General features: G+C 65.1%; 20 protein-coding genes. 7 read left to right on the plus strand and 13 right to left on the minus strand.

Annotated features, from left to right (window positions below; all coding sequences use genetic code 11):
• Positions 1–111: 111 nt before the first annotated feature.
• From CAPP_RS11035 to CAPP_RS11055, 5 genes are all read right to left on the minus strand, one after another.
• Positions 112–666, minus strand: coding sequence for a hypothetical protein (locus tag CAPP_RS11035; RefSeq protein ID WP_076598272.1), 555 nt, complete (start codon positions 664–666; stop codon positions 112–114).
• A 242-nt stretch (positions 667–908) separates the two neighbouring features.
• Complete coding sequence (locus CAPP_RS11040) at positions 909–1,256, minus strand: branched-chain amino acid transporter permease (RefSeq protein WP_076598271.1); 348 nt, start codon at positions 1,254–1,256, stop codon at positions 909–911.
• 2 nt (positions 1,257–1,258) lie between these two features.
• The gene (locus tag CAPP_RS11045) at positions 1,259–1,990 is read right to left on the minus strand and encodes an AzlC family ABC transporter permease (RefSeq protein ID WP_076598270.1); all 732 of its coding nucleotides are present in this window, start codon (positions 1,988–1,990) and stop codon (positions 1,259–1,261) included.
• A gap of 9 nt (positions 1,991–1,999) precedes the next feature.
• On the minus strand, positions 2,000–2,608 hold the full coding sequence (locus tag CAPP_RS11050) for a YqgE/AlgH family protein (protein WP_076598269.1): 609 nt from the start codon (positions 2,606–2,608) through the stop codon (positions 2,000–2,002).
• Positions 2,601–4,070 carry a CCA tRNA nucleotidyltransferase gene (locus CAPP_RS11055; protein WP_076598362.1) on the minus strand — a complete coding sequence of 490 codons (1,470 nt, stop codon included), beginning with the start codon at positions 4,068–4,070 and terminating at the stop codon, positions 2,601–2,603. The genes CAPP_RS11050 and CAPP_RS11055 overlap by 8 nt, the downstream gene beginning before the upstream one ends.
• A 143-nt stretch (positions 4,071–4,213) precedes the next feature.
• Here CAPP_RS11055 and CAPP_RS11060 point away from each other — a divergent pair, with 143 nt between their 5' ends.
• The 7 genes from CAPP_RS11060 to CAPP_RS11090 all read left to right on the plus strand — a co-directional run bounded on the left by CAPP_RS11060 (position 4,214) and on the right by CAPP_RS11090 (position 14,362).
• Positions 4,214–5,023: an NUDIX hydrolase gene (locus CAPP_RS11060; RefSeq protein WP_076598268.1), complete on the plus strand. Its 810-nt coding sequence runs from the start codon at positions 4,214–4,216 to the stop codon at positions 5,021–5,023.
• Entirely contained in the window at positions 5,020–7,482 is a 2,463-nt protein-coding gene (locus CAPP_RS11065) for a DUF6049 family protein (protein WP_076598267.1), read from the plus strand. The genes CAPP_RS11060 and CAPP_RS11065 overlap by 4 nt, the downstream gene beginning before the upstream one ends.
• A gap of 54 nt (positions 7,483–7,536) precedes the next feature.
• On the plus strand, positions 7,537–10,722 hold the full coding sequence (gene murJ / locus CAPP_RS11070) for a murein biosynthesis integral membrane protein MurJ (RefSeq protein ID WP_084560453.1): 3,186 nt from the start codon (positions 7,537–7,539) through the stop codon (positions 10,720–10,722).
• Between the two features lie 198 nt (positions 10,723–10,920).
• Positions 10,921–11,520 (plus strand): sigma-70 family RNA polymerase sigma factor, encoded by a 600-nt coding sequence (locus tag CAPP_RS11075; protein ID WP_327077539.1) that lies wholly within the window; start codon positions 10,921–10,923, stop codon positions 11,518–11,520.
• Between the two features lie 122 nt (positions 11,521–11,642).
• Positions 11,643–12,608 (plus strand): thioredoxin-disulfide reductase, encoded by a 966-nt coding sequence (gene trxB, locus CAPP_RS11080; RefSeq protein WP_076598360.1) that lies wholly within the window; start codon positions 11,643–11,645, stop codon positions 12,606–12,608.
• Positions 12,609–12,753: 145 nt separating this feature from the next.
• Positions 12,754–13,077 carry a thioredoxin gene (gene trxA / locus CAPP_RS11085; protein ID WP_076598266.1) on the plus strand — a complete coding sequence of 108 codons (324 nt, stop codon included), beginning with the start codon at positions 12,754–12,756 and terminating at the stop codon, positions 13,075–13,077.
• A 124-nt stretch (positions 13,078–13,201) separates the two neighbouring features.
• A complete protein-coding gene (locus CAPP_RS11090) occupies positions 13,202–14,362 on the plus strand; it encodes an N-acetylmuramoyl-L-alanine amidase (RefSeq protein ID WP_076598265.1) in 1,161 nt (386 codons plus the stop codon).
• On the opposite strand, the gene CAPP_RS11095 is transcribed toward CAPP_RS11090, so the two are convergent.
• The 8 genes from CAPP_RS11095 to rpmH form a co-directional block, all read right to left on the minus strand.
• Positions 14,359–14,967 (minus strand): hypothetical protein, encoded by a 609-nt coding sequence (locus tag CAPP_RS11095; protein ID WP_076598264.1) that lies wholly within the window; start codon positions 14,965–14,967, stop codon positions 14,359–14,361. The two genes, CAPP_RS11090 and CAPP_RS11095, sit on opposite strands and share 4 nt — an antisense overlap.
• Positions 14,968–14,978: 11 nt before the next feature.
• Positions 14,979–16,052 (minus strand): ParB/RepB/Spo0J family partition protein, encoded by a 1,074-nt coding sequence (locus CAPP_RS11100; RefSeq protein WP_076598263.1) that lies wholly within the window; start codon positions 16,050–16,052, stop codon positions 14,979–14,981.
• A gap of 7 nt (positions 16,053–16,059) precedes the next feature.
• A complete protein-coding gene (locus tag CAPP_RS11105) occupies positions 16,060–17,004 on the minus strand; it encodes a ParA family protein (protein WP_076598262.1) in 945 nt (314 codons plus the stop codon).
• A gap of 86 nt (positions 17,005–17,090) precedes the next feature.
• Positions 17,091–17,732 (minus strand): 16S rRNA (guanine(527)-N(7))-methyltransferase RsmG, encoded by a 642-nt coding sequence (gene rsmG, locus CAPP_RS11110; protein WP_084560452.1) that lies wholly within the window; start codon positions 17,730–17,732, stop codon positions 17,091–17,093.
• Between the two features lie 5 nt (positions 17,733–17,737).
• Complete coding sequence (gene yidC, locus CAPP_RS11115; protein ID WP_084560451.1) at positions 17,738–18,952, minus strand: membrane protein insertase YidC; 1,215 nt, start codon at positions 18,950–18,952, stop codon at positions 17,738–17,740.
• Between the two features lie 7 nt (positions 18,953–18,959).
• The gene (gene yidD / locus CAPP_RS11120) at positions 18,960–19,253 is read right to left on the minus strand and encodes a membrane protein insertion efficiency factor YidD (protein WP_076598261.1); all 294 of its coding nucleotides are present in this window, start codon (positions 19,251–19,253) and stop codon (positions 18,960–18,962) included.
• Positions 19,250–19,612: a ribonuclease P protein component gene (rnpA, locus tag CAPP_RS11125; RefSeq protein WP_076598260.1), complete on the minus strand. Its 363-nt coding sequence runs from the start codon at positions 19,610–19,612 to the stop codon at positions 19,250–19,252. Before rnpA ends, yidD begins: the two co-directional genes overlap by 4 nt.
• A 24-nt stretch (positions 19,613–19,636) precedes the next feature.
• On the minus strand, positions 19,637–19,774 hold the full coding sequence (rpmH, locus tag CAPP_RS11130; RefSeq protein WP_076598259.1) for a 50S ribosomal protein L34: 138 nt from the start codon (positions 19,772–19,774) through the stop codon (positions 19,637–19,639).
• Between the last annotated feature and the right edge of the window lie 834 nt (positions 19,775–20,608).

The raw sequence follows: 20,608 nt of genomic DNA on the forward strand, positions 1-20,608 counted from the left end.
TCAGCCCTGTGGATAACTTTTGCTATTCGAATGACCACGGACGCAAGACCGCCCGAAAGAAGACAGCCCGCGAAGCACCAAACCGGCCCGCGAAACTACGGCAAGTACGCGTCAAGCTGCGCGCGCATCCTCCTGCACACGCGCGACATTCGCCTGAGCATCGCTCTGCAGGCGCGCGACATCAGCAGCAGTAGGCAGCGCGATCAGACCAGCCTGATCAGCCGCAACAACGCCTCCGAGCAGTCCCGCCAGGACACCGGCGGCAATCCACCAGTTCAGCGCCGTGCCCAGCTGCTGGCCGCGCGCCATGTCCCACTTCAGGGAGCTACCGAGCACCGGATTCGCGGAACCATTGTTGTCGTACCGCGCGACATTCCCGTCCTCCGCGGCCATGCGCTCTTCGTAACCATCCGGAATGTCTAGGCCGTAAATCGACTCGATGATCGGGGAGAAAAAGCCCTTCCGCGCAGCCTCGGCCCACTCCTCGCGAAGCTTCTCATTCGTCGCCATGCTTGAGTGCTCGGAGCTATGTGCAGGGGAGCTGAGCTCGAACAACGGCTTGATCGAACTACGGTCATCAACGGGCCGCTCCACGCCAGCATGCGCAGGCACAGCACCCGCAACGAGTGCGACGGACAGGGCAGCAGCGACGACGCGACGCTTCATCAAAACTCCTTGCTCAGCAGAATTGCAGCACCGCAAACATAAGACCTCCACGCGGCCCCAGCAGCGCGTTCACAAGAAGTTCACCGGCAGAGAAACAAGCATTCGCTTATCGACGCCCACCCCTCCCGCACCAAACCCCCGACCGACAGAATGGGAGAGCCTGGGCGGCGGGTGAATCGATTTGGGTCCTTGTGCTCCTGGATCGAAATCCTCTTCAGAAGCCCGAAGAAGGGGGGTCGCACCTAGAGGACCAGATTGATGAGCAGCATGTAAATGGCGGTGCCGGTGAGGATCGATAGGCCCGCGCGGCGTTTCCAAGCATGGAGGGCGAGGGTGATCCCGGCAGCGATGAGGGCGGCGGCAAGGCCGTGGGGAATGTCAGGGTCGCGGGAAATAGAAGACATTGTGTAGACAACGAGGACAGTCATCACGCCGACGGGCATGGTCGCGCCGAGGAACTGGACGACAGGGCTGTCCTTGAGCAGGCGCAGGAAAGAAAAGGGGAGGGCACGCAGGAGAACGGTCACGATGCCGACCGGAATGAGGACGGCGGCGACCATCGAGAGGGTAACGCCTTCGGGAAGACCCATGATTAACGACCCTCCTCGCGGGCGGGGCGGAGCTCGAGGGCGCGGTCGACGTTGGGGAGCGCGTAGCGGAGCAGAAGGACGAGGAAATAGGTGGTCAGGGCGGCCATGAGGAGCCAGGACGGGGCGATCACGGCGAAAAGAACGGCGATCGCGGTGGCGGCCAGCGGCAGGGAGAAGTCGCGGTTGGAGGTGAAGGACTCGTAGGCGAGCACCACAAAAAGGGCGGTCAGGGCGAAATCCATGCCTTTGACCTCCGCCGGGATGACCACACCGAGAAGAGCACCGAGGATGCCGGGGATGACCCAGAGCAACTGGCAGACAATCTCGACGGTGAGGATGCGGGTGCCGGAGAGGGTCGAGCGGGTGGTCAGGGGAAGGGAGGAGATGACGGCGTAGGTTTCGTCGGTAAGCGCGTAGGTGGAGTACGCGCGGCCGAGGGACGACGAAATGCGGTGGCGGGGAAAGGTGAGGCCGTAGAAAATGTGGCGGAAATTCACCATGAAACCGGTGACTGCGGCGGACAGCGGGCCCACGCCGGCGCTGACGAGTTGGACGGCGAGGAACTCCATCGAGCCGGCGTAGATGACAATGGAGAAGATCGGGGTCCACCACCACGCAAAGCCTGCTTGTGTCATGACCAGGCCGAAAGCGAGACCGAGCGGAATCAGCCCAAGGCCGACAACCCACAGGTCTTTGAGGGCGGCGCGGATCTCGTTACGGGTCTCGTTCCTCATGGGCGGAGGCTAGTTGTCTTCGAGGTCGGCGGGGAACGTCGAGAAGAGGGGCAGGGGCATCGGCTGGCGGCGCAGCACATCGCTGTACAGGTCGGCCGCAGCGGGGGCGATGACGTCGGTGGGCAGGGCGGGAGCGACGTACCAGTCGCCGCGCTCGATCTCCTCGTCGAGCTGGCCCGGAGCCCACTCGGCGTACCCGGAGAAGACGCGCATGCCCTCGAGAAGACCCTCGACGGACTCGGGCTCGGCCTGCAGGTTCACGTGGACGAGGCGGTTGGCCAGGCGGGTGAGTTCGGGGTGGTCCTCAATGAAAGTACCGGAGGACGTCATGCCGACGGCAATGGCGGCCTGCGGGCGCAGCGGTCCGCCGACGTAGAGCGCCTGCGGCTTCGCCACGTGAGGCAGCCATTCGGGCATAACCGAGTGGACGGCCAGCTCAGAGCGGCGGTTGAGGACGACGCCGAACGTGGCTTCGGGGGTGACGTCGATAAGCAAAATGACGGTGCGCGCGAAATCATCGGCGAGCATGCCCGGCGCGGAAACAAGCAGCATGCCTGGAGCTGGCGTTTCGCGCTCGAGCGCGGTGAATAAGCGGTCCGCGTAAAAGAACTCAGCCATTTTCCTTCTCCCACCAAGCCTTGAGCTCCGCGACGGCCTCGTCGTGGTCGAGCTCGCCACGCTCGAGGCGCAGATCCTTCATATACTTCCAGGCTTTGCCGACCTCGGGGCCCGGTTTGAGGTCGAGGATCCGCATGATCTCGTTGCCGTCAAGGTCGGGGCGCACGCGAGCGAGATCCTCCTTGGCGGAGATGTCCGCGATGCGCTGCTCCAGCTCATCGTAGGTGCGGCGCAGACGCGCGGCCTTCTTTGGATTGCGCGTGGTGCAGTCGGCGCGCACGAGCTTGTGCAGGCGCGGGAGGAGATCGCCGGCGTCCGTGACGTAGCGGCGCACCGCGGAATCAGTCCACTGGCCCTCGCCGAAACCGTGGAAGCGCATGTGCAGGTACACGAGCTGGCCGACGTCCTCGATGACGTGCTTCGGGTACTTCAGCTTGCGCATGCGCTTGCGGGTGAGCTTGGCGCCCACGACCTCGTGGTGGTGGAAGGAAACGCCGCCGCCGGGCTTGATATCGCGGGTGTCCGGTTTGCCGATGTCGTGCAAGAGCGCCGCCCACCGCAACTTGAGATCCGGGCCCTCGTCCTCGAGCTCGGTGGCCTGGCGCAGCACGGTGAGCGAGTGGGCGTAGACGTCCTTGTGCTGCATGTGCTCATCGCGCTCGAGCTGCAGCGCGGGGATCTCCGGGAGGATGTGCCCGGCCAAGCCCGTCTCCACAAGCAAGTCAATGCCTTCCCACGGCTGGATGCCGAGCATGAGTTTGTCGAGCTCAGCCTGGACGCGCTCAACGGTGATGCGGCCGATCTCGGCAGCCATGTCCGTCATCGCCTGCTTCACCCGCGGGCTGACGGTGAAACCCAGCTGGGAAACGAACCGGGCGGCGCGCAGCATGCGCAACGGGTCGTCGCGGAAGCTCACCTCGGGTGCCTGCGGTGTGTCGAGGGTGAGGTTTAACAGGTCCTTGAGCCCGTCGACGGGGTCGTGGAAGTCGAGCGACAACGTGCCGCCGTCGGCGGGCAGCAGCTCGATCGCCATGGCATTCGCGCGGAAATCGCGGCGGACGAGATCACCCTCGATAGTGTCGCCGAAGGTGACCTCGGGGTTGCGGGTCACACCGTCATAGAGATCGGCGCGGAACGTGGTCACCTCCACCTGCTGACCGTGCTTCACGGTGGACACGGTGCCGAATTCAATTCCCGTGTCCCACACGGCCTCGCCCCACTCGGTCAGAATCGCCTTGATCGTCTCCGGGCGGGCCGAGGTGGTGAAGTCGAGGTCATGGCCGAGGCGTCCCAACATCGCGTCGCGCACCGGACCGCCGACGAGAAACAGCGACTCGCCCTCGGCCGCGAACGCGGAGGCGAGCGGCCCAAGCAGGTCAGCGAGCTCTCCCACGGCGCTTTCCGCCCGCGCGAGCAAGGCGATGAACGCCGTTGGATCGCCCTTCTCCGGCAGGTCGAACAGCTCCGCCGGGTCGGTGGACGGGGTCGCGCTGCTGTTCTGGGTGGTCACCCGCCCAACCTTACAGCCCCACGCAAACCAGCCGAAGCAGTCATAAGCTCAACTCAAGTACCACATGGTCACCACGGACCGATACGATTCAAGAGATGGCTCACGAAACCCCGCAGAACAACACGCGCAGGCGCAAACGCCGCCGGCGCGCGTCGAGCCACGCCCAGGGCAGCCAGGGGAACCGCGAAAACCAGGAGAATAAGGAAGACAAGGCCCAAGGAAAACAGGGCAATACTCGGGGCCAGAATCAAGATCAAAAGAACAACAGCCGTCGCCGCCGCCGTGGAGGCAGCAAGAACCAACGCAGCAATCAGCGAGGCAACCGCGGTAATCAGCGGAATAACCGCGGAAACAAGCACCGGAAGCCGTCGCACAGGAACGCCCCGTACGCGTCGCAGAATATGGAGACGCGGGACGAGACGAGCGCGGGCGGCCTCGTCGTTTCAGGCATGGCAGAGGCTGTCGCGCCTGACGGTTCCGTGGACATGTCGCAGATCTACGTCGCGCTCATCGGGCGCCTTGACAGGCGCGGACGTTTGCTGTGGTCCATGCCGAAGGGGCACGTCGAGCCGAACGAGCACCAGTGGGACACCGCGCGCCGCGAGGTGTGGGAGGAAACAGGCATCGAGGGGGAGCCGTTCGCTGAGCTCGGCGTGATCGATTACTGGTTCGTCTCGGACGGTGTGCGCATCCACAAGACGGTCCACCACAACCTGTTGCGCTATGTCGACGGCGTGCTCAACGACGAGGACCCGGAAGTCACCGAGGTGGCATGGGTGCCGGTCAGCGAGCTGATCGAGCACCTGGCGTACGCGGACGAGCGCAAACTGGCGCGCATCGCCTTCGACAAGATGCCGGAACTGGCGCGCGCGGAGAAGAAAGCGGGAAGGACCACACCGCGGTGACGGGCCGGCGCACGCGTAGGGCAGCCGCGGTGCTCGCCGCGGCGGTGCTCTCATGCGCGGCCCAGCCCGTCCCCGTCACCCCGAACGATCCCGCAGTCGCGCACGAATGGGTCAACGCGCAGATCCGTCCCGACGACGGGCAGCAGGGGATCACGCTTTCGCTTATCGACGCCCCGGCCACTGTCCCTTCCGGCAACCCCCTGTCCGTCACCGTGCGTGTCAGGAATGAATCCGACGCGGACGTCGCCGGGCTGACTATCGCGCCGCTGCGCGGACCGGCGTCAGGGTCGGTGGCGGATGCCCGGGCGGCGAGTGTGGCATCGGTCTCCGAGTACCACTCTGCGGGCGACGAAGTAGACATCCCGGAACTGGCGCAGGGGGAGGAGACCGAGGTCAAGGTCGCGATCCCCACGCAGAAGCAGCCGTTCACCAGCAGCTTTCCGATGATGCTGGTGCTGGGGCAGGACGGCGTGGCGCTGGACACGGAACGCTGGCACATGGCAGTCATGGGGGATACGCCTGAGAATGAACCGGAGGCGGAATCAACAGAGCCAGCCGGAATGAGCGTGCTATTCCCGATCTCTGCGCCGGTGGACATCGTGCCGGGGGAGACGGGGGAGGCGCCGAACCGTCCGCCGCTGATCTTGCAATCGGAGGACTTGACCGGACAGCTCGCCCCGGGCGGGCGCCTCGACGAGCTCGTGGACACGTACGCGGAAGCCACCGAGAACGACGGGGTGCGCGATTCGACATGCCTGGCCGTCGACCCGGCGCTCCTCGACGCCGTTGAGCGGATGACGCAGGGCTACACCGTGGACAACGACAGGCCCTCACCGGGACTGGACCGGAAACGCCTGCGCGATTCGTGGGGCAGCGACGACTCGGGCGAAGGCGCCGAGGAAGGCACGGGAGCCGAGGATGCCGCCGCATGGCTGGGCAAGTTGCGTGGCGCCGCGAAGGACAATTGCGCTGTCGCGCTGCCCTGGGCGAATACCGACCTGAACGCGGTTGCGCGCACCGGCGACACCTGGCTCATGCGCGAGGCACTGGAGCGCGGACCGTTCACCGCCGAGCGGATCCTGGATACCCCAGTGGTGCGCAACGTGGTGGTGCCCGGCGCGGGCTACCTCACTCCGGAATCCGCGCCGGGCATGGGCTGGGCGGATCTCAGCACATCAGATCTTCCCACCACGGGCATGCACAGCCAGTGGGAGATCGAGCAGAATGCGCAGTCCAAGGAGGCGGAGACCCCCGGCGGGCGCGTCGAAGGGGAGCAGCGCTCCAACCTGGACAACCCGGCGCTGCCCAATGCCGCGGACGCAGCCGCGCCGGCGCCGCAGGAGGACGTGCGGGTGCTGGTGGCGGACAATACCGTGAATACGACGGATCCCAACCAGCGGTTCGCCGATCTCACGCCGGGCATCACGGCGGTGACCTTCGACAGCGGGCTGGCGGCCACATTGGCGGCGACGGGTCCACTGCCGGAGACCCCGGGATACTCGGACGAGCTCCTGCGCTACGATTTCACACTCGACTCGGTGGCCGCGCGCGACCTGACGGCGGCGACGGCAGTGCGCACTGCTGCTCAAAATGCTGAAGATCTCGACCCCACCCTGGTGAACCCGCCAGCAATGTGGGAGGCCACCACGGCCACGGCAGTGATGTCGACGGTGGAGGCGCTGTTCGGAGAGAAGACTGCGACACCCATGCCCCTGGAGGATTATGCGGGAAAGCAGGGGGATGTGGGGCAGGGAGACGTCGATACGCTGGGCGTTCCTGCAAGCGACCCGGGCGAGCTCACGGACACCGAGCTGCTGAATTCCGGGCAGCAAGCGCGCTTCATCAACGACCTGACCGCGCTTCTGGCCAACGACGAGGCCATCGCGCTGACGCGGTACGGGTACACGCTGCCGCTGCGCACGGACCTGCTCACGGCGCTGACGGTGAACGGGCGGCGGGCGTACGCGGGCTACACGGACGCGGAGAAGCGCACGCGCGAACGGCTCAACAGCGACCGGGACACGCTCGCGGCGCTGCGGTCGTCGATCGCGCTCATCCCGCCGGGGAATGTGTACACGCGCACGTCCGCGTCGTCTCCGCTGTTCATCGTGGCGCAGAACGGTCTACCGCTGCCGGTGGACGCGACAATCCTCTACAACGGGCCGGACGGCGCGAAGCTGAACACTCCGACCAAATTCCGCATCCCGGCGCGGGGCTCGCTCACGCTGCAGATGACGGCGGACCTGCCGTCGGACTCGGAGCGCACCGACCTGCAGCTGTTCCTGGCCACCCCGCACAACCAGGCGATTTCGCAGCCGGTGGAGATCGGGGTGCAGACGGCGGGGGCGTCGATAAGCAGCTGGGTGCTCATCTCGCTGCTGGCGGCACTGTTCGTGCTCGCTGTTCTCGCGCAGTTCGGGAAACGCCGACGAGATAGAGATTCGCGGCGGGCGGACTAACATACCCTTGACCCAGAATTCTCGAACTCGGGATTCTCAAGACTTGGAGTGTGTATGGCGGAACCGACGACGGAGGAGAAGACGGGGGAGCAGAAGACGACGAGCGATAAATCCGTCGTCCGCTCCACCGGCTCCATGGCGGTGGCGACGCTGATGTCGCGCATCACCGGCTTCATCCGCACGGTGATGATCACCTCCGCACTCGGCGGCGCAGTGGCGTCGGCGTTCAACACGGCGAACACGCTGCCGAACATGATCACGGAGATCGTGCTCGGCTCGGTGCTCACCGCACTCGTGGTGCCGGTGCTCGTGCGCGCGGAGAAGGAAGATCCAGACCGCGGCGCGGCCTTCATCCGGCGCCTGTTCACCCTGACAGTCACGCTGCTGACCGCGGTCACTCTGATCACGGTGGTCGGTGCACCGCTGCTCACCGAACTGATGCTGGACCAAGACGGGCACGTCAACCTGGTGCAGGCGACGTCGTTCGCCTACCTGCTTCTGCCGCAGATCATGTTCTACGGCCTGTTCTCTCTGTTCATGGCCATATTGAACACGAAGGAGGTGTTCCGGCCGGGAGCGTGGGCGCCGGTGGCGAACAACCTCGTCTCCATCGGCGTGATGGCCCTGTACATGATCCTGCCGGGCCAGCTCGACCCGAAGGAGCACACCGGCGTCACCGACCCGCACATCCTGCTGCTGGGTCTGGGCACCACGCTCGGGGTGGCGGTGCAGTGCCTGATCATGCTGCCGGCGCTTCGACGGTTGAAGATCGACCTGCGGCCCCTGTGGGGCATCGACGAGCGCCTGAAGCAGTTCGGCGGGATGGCGCTGGCGATCGTCACGTATGTGGCGATCTCGCAGGCGGGCTACATCATCAATAACCGCATCGCGTCAGGCGTCGACGGTTCGGCGCCGGTGATCTACATGCAGCACTGGCAACTCCTCCAGGTGCCCTACGGCATCGTGGGCGTGACCCTGCTGACGGCGATCATGCCGCGGCTGTCGCGCAACGCGGCCGACGGCGACGATGAGGCCGTGGTCCGCGACCTGACGCTGGGCACGAAGCTGACCTTCATCGCGCTTATCCCGATCATCATCTTCATGACGGCGCTGGGCCCCGACATCGGCAACGCGCTGTTCGGCTACGGCAACTTCACCAACCAAGAGGCCCGCACACTCGGCCTCACATTGAGTTTCTCCGCGTTCACGCTCATCCCGTACGCGTTGGTGATGCTGCACCTGCGCGTGTTCTACGCCCGCGAGGAAGCGTGGACGCCGACTTTCATCATCGCGGGCATCACGCTGACCAAGGTCGTGCTGGCCGTGCTCGCACCGACGGTGGCGTCGCGCCCCGACCAGGTCGTGGTGCTGCTCGGCGCGGCCAACGGTTTCGGCTTTATCGCCGGCGCGGTGATCGGCGCGTTCCTGCTGCACCGCAAGCTGGGCTCGCTGCGCTTCGGCTCAGTCCTGCACACCTCCGTGTCGGCGGCCGCCGCCGGCGTCGTCGGCTTGGCCGCGGCGATGCTCGCGCGCTTCTTGCTGCGCCTCATCCCGGGCGGCATGCCTGCTCTGGCCGCGGCCATGGGCCGCCGCGACTCCTTCGGCTTGCTGCTGGAGATCCTCATTCTCGGCGTCGTCTTCGTGATCGCCACGGGCGTCGCCCTGTCGTTCTCCAAACTCCCCGAAGTGAAGAGCCTCGGCGCGGTGCTGGCGCGCGTGCCGGGCCTGCGCCGCGTCGTGCGCACTAGCCCGTCCGACGACATCGCAGGAGGCACCGGCGTGGATCCGCAGTTCCTCGGTTCCGACACCTTCAACACTTCGCCCGTCCCGCCGCCGATGTCCGCCGGCGTTGTGCGCGGCCCGCGCCTCGTGCCCGGCGCGGCTGTCTCCGACGGACGGTTCCGACTCCTGCGCGACTACGGCGCGTCCAGCTCCGCCCGCTTCTGGCAGGCGCGCGAGCAAGCCACCGGCCGCATGGTGGCTCTTACATTCGTGGACACCTGCGGCCCCGCGCCCATGGCACCGGTCACCCCGCGCCAGGCGGCGATCGACGCCGCCGGCATCTGCCATCGCACGAACCAGCTGAGCGCCCTCAACCTGCCCGCGGTCGCGCCGGTGCTGGAGACGATCCGCTACCGCACCGGCTGCGTCGTTGTCGCCGACTGGGTGCCGGGCTCGGACCTGAAGACGGTCGCCGATTCAGGGGCAACGCTTCTCGACGAGGCCGTCGCCGCCTCCATGATCCCCCTGACCACCGCCATGGCGCAGGCGCGCGACAACGGGGTGCTGCTCGGTCTGGACAACCGCAACCGCATGCGCGTCAGCGACGACGGCACCGTGGTGCTGGCCTTCACGGCCGTCCTGCCCGACGCCGACGCTGAGGCCGACACGTCCGCCTACGCATTCGCACTCGAGCTGCTGGCCGGCTCCGCTGAGACCGACGCACTCGCACCTCTGACCGCCGCCGCCCGCGAGGAGGAGCCCGACTACCGCACCATTGAGCAGTCGTTAGCTCAGATCGCGAACACGGACTCCGCGCCCGCGCCGCTCGTGCAGCGGCGAGAGCAGGACGAGCAGCACATCGCCGAGGACACCGTGAAGAGGGGCGGTTTCGGTGAGCGCGGCATCGGCACGCTGGGCACCGCCGGGCTCGTCGCCGTGGCGATCACAGCGGTCGTGCTCGTCGCTGCGCTGACCGTCTACCTCGTGGGCATATTCAGCGACCGCGCCGATTCCCCGATCACCAACGAATCCGCGCGCGACGGCGCCGAGCAGGTCTCCGAAGGCATCGAGAACGCTCCCAGCGGCACGCTCCCGGTCATCATCGCCCCGCTCAGCGCCAGCTCGTGGGGCGATAACGCCAGCGAAGACAGGACCACGGACTTCGCCGCGCTCGTCGACGGCGAGGACACCACCACCGCCTCCGCCAAGGCGGGGGAGAAGATCCTGTTCACGCCCGACAACGGCGTGCCCTTCGTGCCGGAAGAGATCAACATCGACTCCACCACCGCCGCGGGGCTGGACTACACCGTCTACGCGGTCGACGAGGCGACCGCCGACGCCACCAACGTCAACCACCTGCGCATTCTCACCGACGGCAGCCTGAAGGACGGCCGCACCAGCATCGAGATCGCCGACGGCACCGCCGCCGCGACCGGGCTCGTCGTCGCGTTCAGCGGGGGAGAGGACAACGCCGCTGTCATCCGCAGCGTCTCCGCCGTGGGCACGCGCGTGCGGTAAAACTCCGATCCCCGGAGAAATTGCGCACTACAGTGCGCAACGAAGCCGAGCGCCCGCGTGCGCGGCAGGGCACAATGGGTTGCGCAGCACACATTGGGCTGGATATTTCGAGCCAGATATCGGGGATTCATTCAGGAACTTGTTCGGGGGGACAAGGTGAATACGCAAACGCAGGGGATTCAACACAGCCACGGCCGCTTGGCGCGCACATACCGCCTGAAGGCGGAGCGGAAGCAGCAGAAGCAGCAACAGCAGACCATGCCGGACAATGCGCTGGTCACAGAGTTCGTCGCTGGGGACCACAAGGCATTCGCCGTCATCGTGGAAAGGCACAGGCAAAGGATGATGGCCGTCGCAAAGCGGTATGCGCGCAACGAGCACGACGCGCAAGATATCGTCCAGGACGCGCTCTTCAAAGCCTCGCGCAACATGCACACATTCCGGGCGGAGTCCGCGCTGACGACGTGGCTCCACCGGCTCGTGCAGAATGCGGGGTACGACCACGCGAAACGCGCGGAGAATAAGCGGCAGCACGCCAGCCTCGACGATTCGGAGAAGCTCAACCAGGACTCGAACCGCTACCTCGCGATCGATCCGCTGGGCAATCTCGACCGCCTGCTCGCGCTCCGCCAGGCGCTCATGAAGCTTCCGGCCGCGCAGCAACGGGCACTCATGCTTATCGACGTCGCCGGGTACTCCATCGACTCCGCCGCCTCCCAGTTGGGCGTGCGCCCCGGCACCGTGAAATCGCGCCGGAACCGCGCTCGCCAGGCATTATCGGACTGCTTGGGCAGTTAACTACACTGGCATCCATGACTGACACGAACGGCTCCACTGGGTCCAACAACATCCCTTCCTTCCCCACCTCCAACGCCCTGGGCGGGTTCAAGGCCGCCCCGGAGACCGCCCCCACCGAGCAGATGAAGGAGTCCGCCGAACGCAGCGGGGCGGACGCCGACAGCGACACCATTTACGACGTGATCGTGATCGGCTCCGGCCCGGCCGGTTACACCGCCGCGTTATACACCGCGCGCGCCGACCTGAAGCCGCTCGTCTTCGAGGGGTACGAGTACGGCGGCGAGCTGATGAACACCACCGAGGTGGAGAATTTCCCCGGTTTTGAAAACGGCATCCAGGGCCCGGATCTCATGATGGAGATGCGTGCCCAGGCCGAGCGTTTCGGTGCCGACCTGCGCGCCGAGCTCGTCGACAGCGTCGAGCTGGACGGCGATATTAAGAAGGTGCACGTCGGCGACGACGTCTTCCACGCCCGCGCCATCATCCTGGCCACCGGCGCCGCCCCGCGCCACCTGGGCATCCCGGGCGAGCAGGAGCTCACCGGCCGCGGCGTGTCCACCTGCGCGACCTGCGACGGCTTCTTCTTCAAGGACCACCACATCGCCGTCGTCGGCGGCGGCGACTCCGCGATGGAGGAGGCCACCTTCCTCACCCGCTTCGGCTCCAAGGTGACCATCATTCACCGCCGCGAGGAATTCCGCGCCTCCCAGATCATGCTGGACCGCGCCAAGGAGAACGAGAAGATCGAGTTCCTCACCAACGCGGTCGTCGATGAGGTGCTCGAGGACGGCGGCAGCGTCGCCGGCCTGCGCATCAAGGACACCCAGACCGGCCAGGAATCCACCCTGGACGCCACCGCGCTGTTCGTTGCCATCGGCCACGACCCGCGCTCCGGCTTCCTCGGCGGCCAGGTCGCCACCGACTCCGAGGGCTATGTCACCGTCGAGCACCCGAGCACGAAGACTTCTGTGCCGGGCGTCTTCGCCGCCGGAGACCTGGTGGACAACTACTACCGCCAGGCCATCACAGCCGCCGGTTCCGGCTGCCGAGCCGCCATCGACGCCGAGCACTACCTGGAAGCGCTGTAGGGGAAACTCAGCAAATGCCCAGGGGCATCTCGCGCCCCCAGAGAACATTTTGGCCCAAAATATTCTGAACTAGCCAATTGCGCACGGCGCGCTAGCTAGAAAACCGGCTAGAAAAGCAGGGAAACAGAACAGGAGCACAGCGACCATGAGCACACCCATCGACATCACCCAGGACACCTTCAAGTCAGAGGTCGTCGATTCGGACATCCCCGTCATCGTCGACTTCTGGGCGGACTGGTGCGGCCCGTGCAAGAAGCTCTCGCCGATCCTCGACGAGATCGCGGCGGACCTGGACGGCAAAGTGAAGGTGGCGAAAATCGACGTGGACAAGGAGCGAACCCTCGGCGCGCTGTTCCAGGTCATGAGCATCCCGACCGTGATGATCTACAAAGACGGCCAGAAGGTCGACGAGTTCACGAGTGTGCGCCCGAAGGCGGAGATTCTCTCCCGTCTGGAGCGCCACCTCTAACCATCGTCCAACCATCGGGCCCCGCACGCATGGCATTCGACTTATGCTGCGGCGGGGACAGTAAGATGAAACCGATCCTCAAGGCTCGGTGTGAAGAAGGTGACTTGTGTTAGGTCCGTTTCGAGTGGGCGACTCCAGCGCGCGCGTCGCTGAAGTCCGCTCGACCCTTGCACGTCTGGGGTTGCTGGACGACTTCGAGGGAGATGTGGGGGAGTGGAACCGCCGCCGGTTCTCCCAGTCGGAGATGTACTTCGACGAAGAGCTGAGCACCACGCTCAAGGCATTCCAGCAGTCCCGCGGCATTTTGCCGTCGGGCGAGATCGACAACATCACCTTGCGGGAGCTGCGCCACGCCTCCTACACACTGGGGGCGCGTGCGCTGTCCTACCAGCCGAACCAGATCCTGGTCGGCGACGATGTGAGCCAGCTGCAAAAGCAGCTCCAGGAGCTCGGCTTCTACTCCGGGCGCATTGACGGCCACTTCGGTCCCGACACTCACGCGGCTCTGACGAATTACCAGCTGAATTACGGCATCCAAGACGACGGCGTGTGCGGCCCGGAGACTCTGCATGCGCTGAGCCTGCTCGGCCGCCGCATCACCGGCGGTTCCACCCAGGCGATCCGCGAGCGCGAAGTGGTCCGCATGGCAGGCCCGCGCCTGACCGGCAAGCGGGTGGTCATCGATCCGAATATCGACGTCGAGAATATGACCCGGATTCACGGCCCGTACGGCGAGATCACCGAGGAAGAAATCCTCTGGGACCTAGCCTCCCGCGTCGAGGCACGCATGATCGCCGCCGGCATGGAGACCATCATGTCGCGTCCGCGCGGGGACAACCCGTCCGCGAAGGCGCGCGCCGACCTAGCGAACAGCTTCGAGGCGGATCTGATGGTCTCTCTCCAACTGGACCGCTACCAGAACGAGAAGGCCAACGGCGTAGCTACGTTCTACTTCGGCTCCGAGCAGGGCGCGTCCTCCATGACGGGCGAGATGCTCTCCGGCTTCATCCAGCGCGAGATCGTCGCCCGCACGCAGCTGGGCAACTGCTACAACCACGGCCGCACGTGGGAGCTGCTGCGCATGACGCAAATGCCGTCAGTCGAAATCGTGCTGGGGTACGTGACCAATCCGCACGATATGTCCATCATCACCGACCCGACACAGCGCGACGCGATCGCCGAGGCGATCGTCGTGGCCGTCAAGCGCCTCTACCTGCTCGAACAGGACAACAAGCCCACCGGCACCTACTCGTTCACCGAGCTGCTGCGCCAAGAGCGGGCCTAAATCACCGCCGCCAGCAAATCCGCGACCTCCCGTTCGGTCAGCAAACCGTGCGCCGGCGGGAGCTCCAGGCGCAGGCGCGGAATTTCCGGGTGATCCGCCACCACTTCAAAGCCCGCTGATTCCAGCACCTCCACCGGCATAAGTCCAATGACGGGATTATCGGCTGGCTCAGTCCGAAACCCGAATGCTTCGACCGCGGGGAGGGAGCGGGAGGAAAGGGCGGCGACGGCGGCGTCGATAAGCACTGCTTCCCAGCCGATGCCCGCGACGGCGGTATCGATGTGCAGGCTGGTCAGACAGTATGCGTCGGCTGAAAATGGCGCGGTGGGCATGCGGGCAGCCCCGGGCGCGGCGGACGGCGGGCACATAAGCAACGTCGCCCGTGCGCCGGTGCTGGTGGCCGGGTCGGCGATGGAGAAGCCCACGGTGGGCTGCTCGTAGGCGAGGGCGAGGAGCCATGCCGCCCTATCGACGTCCGAGTCGGTGCCGCCGAACGCGTCACCGAGCGGGTCCAACTCCCAGAACACGCTGCGCGCTGTGGTGCGGTGGATATACGCGAGATTGGCCGCTTGCAGCGGGATCAGACGCCCTCGTCGCAGCGGCATGGTGTGGCAGCCTAGTCCGTGCCCTCGATGAGCGACATGATGCGCTCGAAATCGTCGCGGTCGCCGAATTCGACGACGATCTTGCCCTTGCGCTTGCCCATGGTGACCGACACCTTGGTGTCCCATTCGTCGGCGAGGCGGTCGGCGGCCTGGGTGAGGAATTCGGGCTGCGGCGTCGGCTCGCGCTTCGGCTTGTCCGGCAGCGCACCCTGGCGGTTGAGCAGGGTGACGGCTTCCTCCGTCGCGCGGACGGACAGGCCCTCGGCGACGATGCGGTCGGCGAGCTGCTCCTGGGCTTCCGGGCCCACTTTCACGCCGAGCAGTGCGCGGGCGTGGCCGGCGCTGAGCACACCGGCGGCGACGCGGCGCTGGACGGCGACGGGCAGGTTGAGCAAACGGATCGAATTGGTGATCACCGGGCGGGAGCGGCCGAGGCGGTCGGCGAGCTGCTCCTGGGTGACACCGAATTCCTCGAGAAGCTGCTGGTACGCGGCTGCCTCTTCGAGCGGATTGAGCTGCACGCGGTGGATATTCTCCAGCAGGGCGTCGCGCAGCATGTCCTCGTCGGAGGTCTCGCGCACGATCGCCGGGATGCGCTTCAGGCCCGCCTTGGAGGCAGCGCGCCAACGGCGCTCACCCATGATGAGCTCGTAGCCGTCGTTCGCCGGGCGGACCACGATCGGCTGGAGCAGACCGAATTCCTTGACGGAGTGGATGAGCTCATTAAGCTCGTCCTCGTCGAATTGGGTGCGAGGCTGCTTCGCGTTCGGGAAGATCTTCCCGATGGGGATCTCTTGGTAGGACGCGCCGAAGGAATCGTTCGGCTTCGCCGCCGTCACCATCGCGGCCGGGACAGAGGAGGAACGGCCGACAGAAGGTGCGCCCGGGATCGTCGGGGCGCCCTTGACCTTCTTCTTGGGCTTGTCGCCCTCAGCTGCCTCGGTATCCCTGGCACCCTTGGTTCCGCCAATGATGACGTCGGCGGCGCCGTCGCCCAGCGGGCCCGTCTTCTGGTGGTGGTCCGGATTCGACGGGATCAGCGCCGCCAACCCACGGCCTAGGCCGCCCTTGCGTTGCTCTGCCATAGCTCTCTTAGTCCTCCTCGCCCAGCTGGGCGAAAATCTCGGGGCTCACACCGATCGGCCCTGTCGTCTCGTGCGGCTGGTAATCGCCGCGGGTAGCCAATTCTCGCGCGGCATCGAAGTACGCCAGCGCACCGCGGGAACCCGGGTCGTACTCGATCACGGTCTGGCCGTAGCCGGGCGCCTCCGACACCTTCACCGAGCGCGGGATCATGTTGCGCATGACCACATCGCCGAACTGGCCGCGGACCTCTTCGGCGACCTGCTCGGAGAGCTTCGTGCGTGCGTCGTACATCGTCAGCAGCACAGCCGAGATGTGCAGGTTCGGGTTCAGGGCGCCGCGGATCATAGTGATGTTGTTCAGCAGCTGGCCCACACCCTCCAGGGCGTAGTACTCGCACTGGATCGGGATGAGCACCTCGTCGACCGCATTCATCGCGTTGATGGTGAGCAAGCCCAGCGACGGCGGACAGTCTACGAAGACGTAGTCGAAGCCTTGCTCCTCCAGGAACTCGCCGCGCAGAGCGTCGGCCAAGCGGTACTCGCGGCGCACCAAGCTGACCAGCTCAATCTCCGCGCCAGCCAGGTCAATGGTGGCGGGAATGCACCACAGGTTCTCGTTGTCGCCGGAGCGCTGGAGCGCTTCCTCCGCAGCGGCGGCGCCGATGAGGAGCTCGTAACTGGAGGTCTCCCCGTCGCGGTGGCCCGCACCAAGCGCCGTCGACGCATTGCCCTGCGGATCGAGGTCCACCACGAGCACCTTGCGACCCAGCTTGGCCAGCGATGCGGCCAGGTTCACCGAGGTGGTGGTTTTGCCCACACCACCTTTCTGATTCGCGACAGTGATCAAGCGCGGCTGCTCCGGCTTCGGCACCGTCGAGCGCCCGTTATTCATCTGCGCCGCCCGGCGAGCCGCCGCGGCAATCGGGGTGTCATCCCACTGCTCGTCGTCCACGTGGCCTCCCGTCACGGTCAATAACAATCACTGTCAGATTAGTAGAGCGCCCTGACATCCGTTACCCAGGACCGCCCGTTAGCGCGCTAAGCAGCGCGGACGATGCGAATGAGGGTGGTGGGCTGCTCCAGCAGACCCTCGCCGACGGTGAGGATCTCCGCGTCGGTACCGCCGGCCTTAGTGATCATGGCGGCGTCGCGCTCGAGTTCTTCTGCTACGCTCGCGCCCTTCATCGCGGTCATCGAACCGCCCGGCCGCACGAGGGGAAGGGACCAGCCGGCGAGCTTTCCTAAGGGGGCGACTGCGCGGGAGGTGGTGACGTCGAAAAGCGTCTTTTTCTGCTCTTCCGCGCGGCCGCGCACGACCGTGACGTTATCGAGGCCGAGTTTTTCAGTGATCTCGCTGAGGTAAGTCGAGCGCTTCAGCAGCGGCTCGATGAGAGTGATGCTGAGATCAGGTCGGGCAATGGCTAGGGGGATGCCCGGCAGGCCCGCGCCGGAGCCGATGTCCGCGACGCTCACACCCTCGTCGAAGGCGTCGGCGATGACCGCGCAGTTGAGCACGTGGCGGCTCCACAGGCGGGAGACTTCCTTCGGGCCGATGAAACCGCGCTCAGCGGCGGTGGTGGCAAGGGAATCGTGGTAGGCCTGCGCGAGCGGCAGACGATTACCGAAGATCTCGGCTGCCGCTGCTGGCGCTACCTCCCACTCGGGCATGTGCTCAGGCATGTGCCTTAATTCCCTTTCTTCTTGCCCTGGTTGTTGTTCTTGTTTTTGCCCTTTTTCTTCTTGCCCTTCTTCGGGTTATCGGGCTTGGCGCCGGGCTTCGGCTTCAGGCCGACATTGGAGTCGGTGTCCGCCTTGTCTTCCGCTTGGTCCTTCGGCTGGGCCTCTGGTTGCTCCGCCGGCTCGTTCTCCGGGTGGTTATTGTTGGCGCGCTGCTTCGCGGCGTCGCGCTCGCGCTGCTTCTTGGAGCGGTTGTCAACAGTGCGGGCGCCGGCTACAGGAGCGGAAGCGCGCTTCGCCTCGCGCTTGGCTGCTTCCTCCTCTTCCTCTTCCTTGTCCATCTTGGCGTAGACGATCTTGGTCTGGAAGAAGGTCCAGATGTTGTTGGACAGCATGTAGGTCAGCAGGCCGATGTGCCACAGGAAGCCGGTGAACAGCAGGGTTGCCGGGAGGAACCACAGCATCATGCCGTTCATGGTCTTCATCTGCATTTCCATCATTTCCGGCGAATTCATGCCGTTTTCCGGCTGCTTCTTGCCGGCAGCAGCCTGCTCCGCCTTGCGCTTGGCCATGCGCTCGCGCTGGCGGCTCATGGACATGCGCGCGTTGAAGTGGGTCAGCAGCACACAGGCGATGACTAGCGGCAGCGCCACCATGATGATGTCGGTGCGGGAGAAGTCCGACGGCGCGAACGCCGCGAACTGCTCTTCCGGCATGGACATGTAGGACGACAGCGGAACACCGAAGACGCGTGCATCCAGGAAAGACTGCACATCCTCAGGGGAGAAGATGTAGTTCGCGGTGTTGCGGTTCTCCTCGACGGACATGCCGAGGCCGCCAGCGCCAGTACCGGTGCGGTTGAAGGAGCGCAGCACGTGGAACAGACCGATGAACACCGGCATCTGCACCAGCGGGACGATGCAGCTGGCCAACGGGTTCATGTTGGCTTCCTTGTACAGGCGCTGCATCTCCATCGCCTGCTTCTGCTGGTCCTTCGCGTATTTAGCGCGAATCTCCTGCATTTTCGGCTGGAGTTCCTGCATCTTGCGGCCGGAGCGCAGCTGGTTCACCATCGGCTTGACCAGGAAGACACGGATGGTGAAGGTGAGGAACACGATCGCCAGCAGCCACGAGGCACCGGAATCCGGCGAGAAAATATAGCCGAAAATCTTGTGCCAGAACCACAGGACGGCTGAGATGGGCCAGTAGATGAAATTCAGCACTGGTTGTCTAACTCCTGTTCATAGGTACGGGGTCGTAGCCGCCGGGATGCCAGGGCCCGCACTTGGCTAAACGCGCAAGAGCGAGAAGGCCACCGCGGGCCGCTCCATGCCGGGACACCGCTTCGAGCGCATACGCGCTGCACGTCGGCTCAAAGCGGCACGTCGATCCCATCTTAAGGGGTGAGAAAAGTTTTTGGTAAAGCCGCACGCACCGCACCATCAAACGGCCGACGGGCCCACTGGGTGCGGGAATGCGCTCGCCGTCGGTGTTGAAATACCGGGCGTGCTCGTGACCGGTCATGAACGCGCGGCCGCTTTCTTGCGGGCACGCTCAATTCCCGATTCCATGTCCTTGAGCAGCTGAGCGCTTGTCGCGTCAGCACTTGCCGGAAGGGCACGGACGACGATGTCCACCTCCCGGTCGAGGTGCTCGGCGACCTCCATGCACACATGCCGCAACTGGCGCGACAGACGGTGGCGGGCGACGGCGTTGCCCACCTGCTTAGACACAATTAACCCGAACCGGGGACCGCCGGAAATCACGGTCTCGGTTCGGGTGTAATAGTGCACCACGAGGGTGCGGGTGCCTGCGCGCCCGCCTTGAGAGATCACCCTGCGGAATTCCGCGGACGAGGTGAGCTTATGGGCGCGGGGCAGCACAGCGCTCAGATGAGCCTAGAAAAGCTAGGCAGTGAGCTTGGAACGGCCCTTGCGGCGACGCGCGGAAACGATGGCGCGGCCGGCACGGGTGTTCATGCGGGTACGGAAGCCGTGCTTGCGGGCACGACGACGGTTATTCGGCTGGAAAGTCCGCTTAGACATGGCGGGGTACTCCTTGCAATCTATGCGGCGGCCAGCGGCGCACGCCGAACCTTGCGGCGCGTGCGCCTTCCCGGGAAGAGGCAGCCATGTTCAAAATATGTAAGTGAGATGCTCTTACAGCGAATCCGCTGGTGGCATGCATTATCTGCGCTGACTCGCCAGTATCGGCGGCCCGGTGCTCGGCGCTGATGATGCTCTCACGCACAACCAGGTCCCTGCGGATTCTCGCGAATCACAATGGTCACTAGAGTGCGACAGACCATGCCAGGATACGTGATCAGCGTCGCACCGGCCAAATCGACGCGCGGGGGTAGTTGACCCGAAATTCGTTCACCCCCGAAATTACAACAGTGTGTTTTTCCGCAGGTCAGACCCGACACGCCGACGTAGCCTGCACGGGACCGGTGGGGGTATCGAACGTGCTTTCCCGCACACCGCTAACACCGCCCCAGCGGCGGGACCGTCTTCTAGACAGTCGGCGGCGCGGCAGGGTAAGAAAGCTTTATCACCACAACTTCACAGGAAAACTCTCACCACCGCTGTGGATAAGCCTCAATTAAACGTTGAGGCTTATCCGGTTAGAGCGGTAAAAGACGAGGTCAAAGCAGGTAATTTGGCCACTGAGGGTTATCCACAGCACAATGATTGTCTTGTGGATAAACTTCACGTCGACACAGCAACGCCCTGTGGATAACTTTGTGAATTCACAAGTTCAGGGCGATGTTCAGACTCCTGTGAGTTGTGAATGGCCCGCGGCGCGCACGACCCGGAACCGAGGATGGTGTGCGCCGCGGGTTGAACGTTGGGATTCGGAGATAGGGAAAGCGGGCTTTC

The sequence above is a fragment of the Corynebacterium appendicis CIP 107643 genome, assembly GCF_030408415.1.
In the GTDB taxonomy this organism is placed as follows: Bacteria; Actinomycetota; Actinomycetes; order Mycobacteriales; family Mycobacteriaceae; genus Corynebacterium; species Corynebacterium appendicis.

Excerpts from the sequence above, each read along its gene's own strand:
- CAPP_RS11095 (WP_076598264.1), bottom strand. The coding sequence starts at position 14,967 with ATGCCGCTGCGACGAGGGCGTCTGATCCCGCTGCAAGCGGCCAATCTC.
- CAPP_RS11050 (WP_076598269.1), bottom strand. The coding sequence starts at position 2,608 with ATGGCTGAGTTCTTTTACGCGGACCGCTTATTCACCGCGCTCGAGCGC.
- trxB (WP_076598360.1), top strand. The coding sequence starts at position 11,643 with ATGAAGGAGTCCGCCGAACGCAGCGGGGCGGACGCCGACAGCGACACC.
- rpmH (WP_076598259.1), bottom strand. The coding sequence starts at position 19,774 with ATGTCTAAGCGGACTTTCCAGCCGAATAACCGTCGTCGTGCCCGCAAG.
- murJ (WP_084560453.1), top strand. The coding sequence starts at position 7,537 with ATGGCGGAACCGACGACGGAGGAGAAGACGGGGGAGCAGAAGACGACG.
- CAPP_RS11060 (WP_076598268.1), top strand. The coding sequence starts at position 4,214 with ATGGCTCACGAAACCCCGCAGAACAACACGCGCAGGCGCAAACGCCGC.
- rsmG (WP_084560452.1), bottom strand. The coding sequence starts at position 17,732 with ATGCCTGAGCACATGCCCGAGTGGGAGGTAGCGCCAGCAGCGGCAGCC.
- trxA (WP_076598266.1), top strand. The coding sequence starts at position 12,754 with ATGAGCACACCCATCGACATCACCCAGGACACCTTCAAGTCAGAGGTC.
- CAPP_RS11100 (WP_076598263.1), bottom strand. The coding sequence starts at position 16,052 with ATGGCAGAGCAACGCAAGGGCGGCCTAGGCCGTGGGTTGGCGGCGCTG.
- yidD (WP_076598261.1), bottom strand. The coding sequence starts at position 19,253 with ATGACCGGTCACGAGCACGCCCGGTATTTCAACACCGACGGCGAGCGC.
- CAPP_RS11045 (WP_076598270.1), bottom strand. The coding sequence starts at position 1,990 with ATGAGGAACGAGACCCGTAACGAGATCCGCGCCGCCCTCAAAGACCTG.
- CAPP_RS11035 (WP_076598272.1), bottom strand. The coding sequence starts at position 666 with ATGAAGCGTCGCGTCGTCGCTGCTGCCCTGTCCGTCGCACTCGTTGCG.
- CAPP_RS11040 (WP_076598271.1), bottom strand. The coding sequence starts at position 1,256 with ATGGGTCTTCCCGAAGGCGTTACCCTCTCGATGGTCGCCGCCGTCCTC.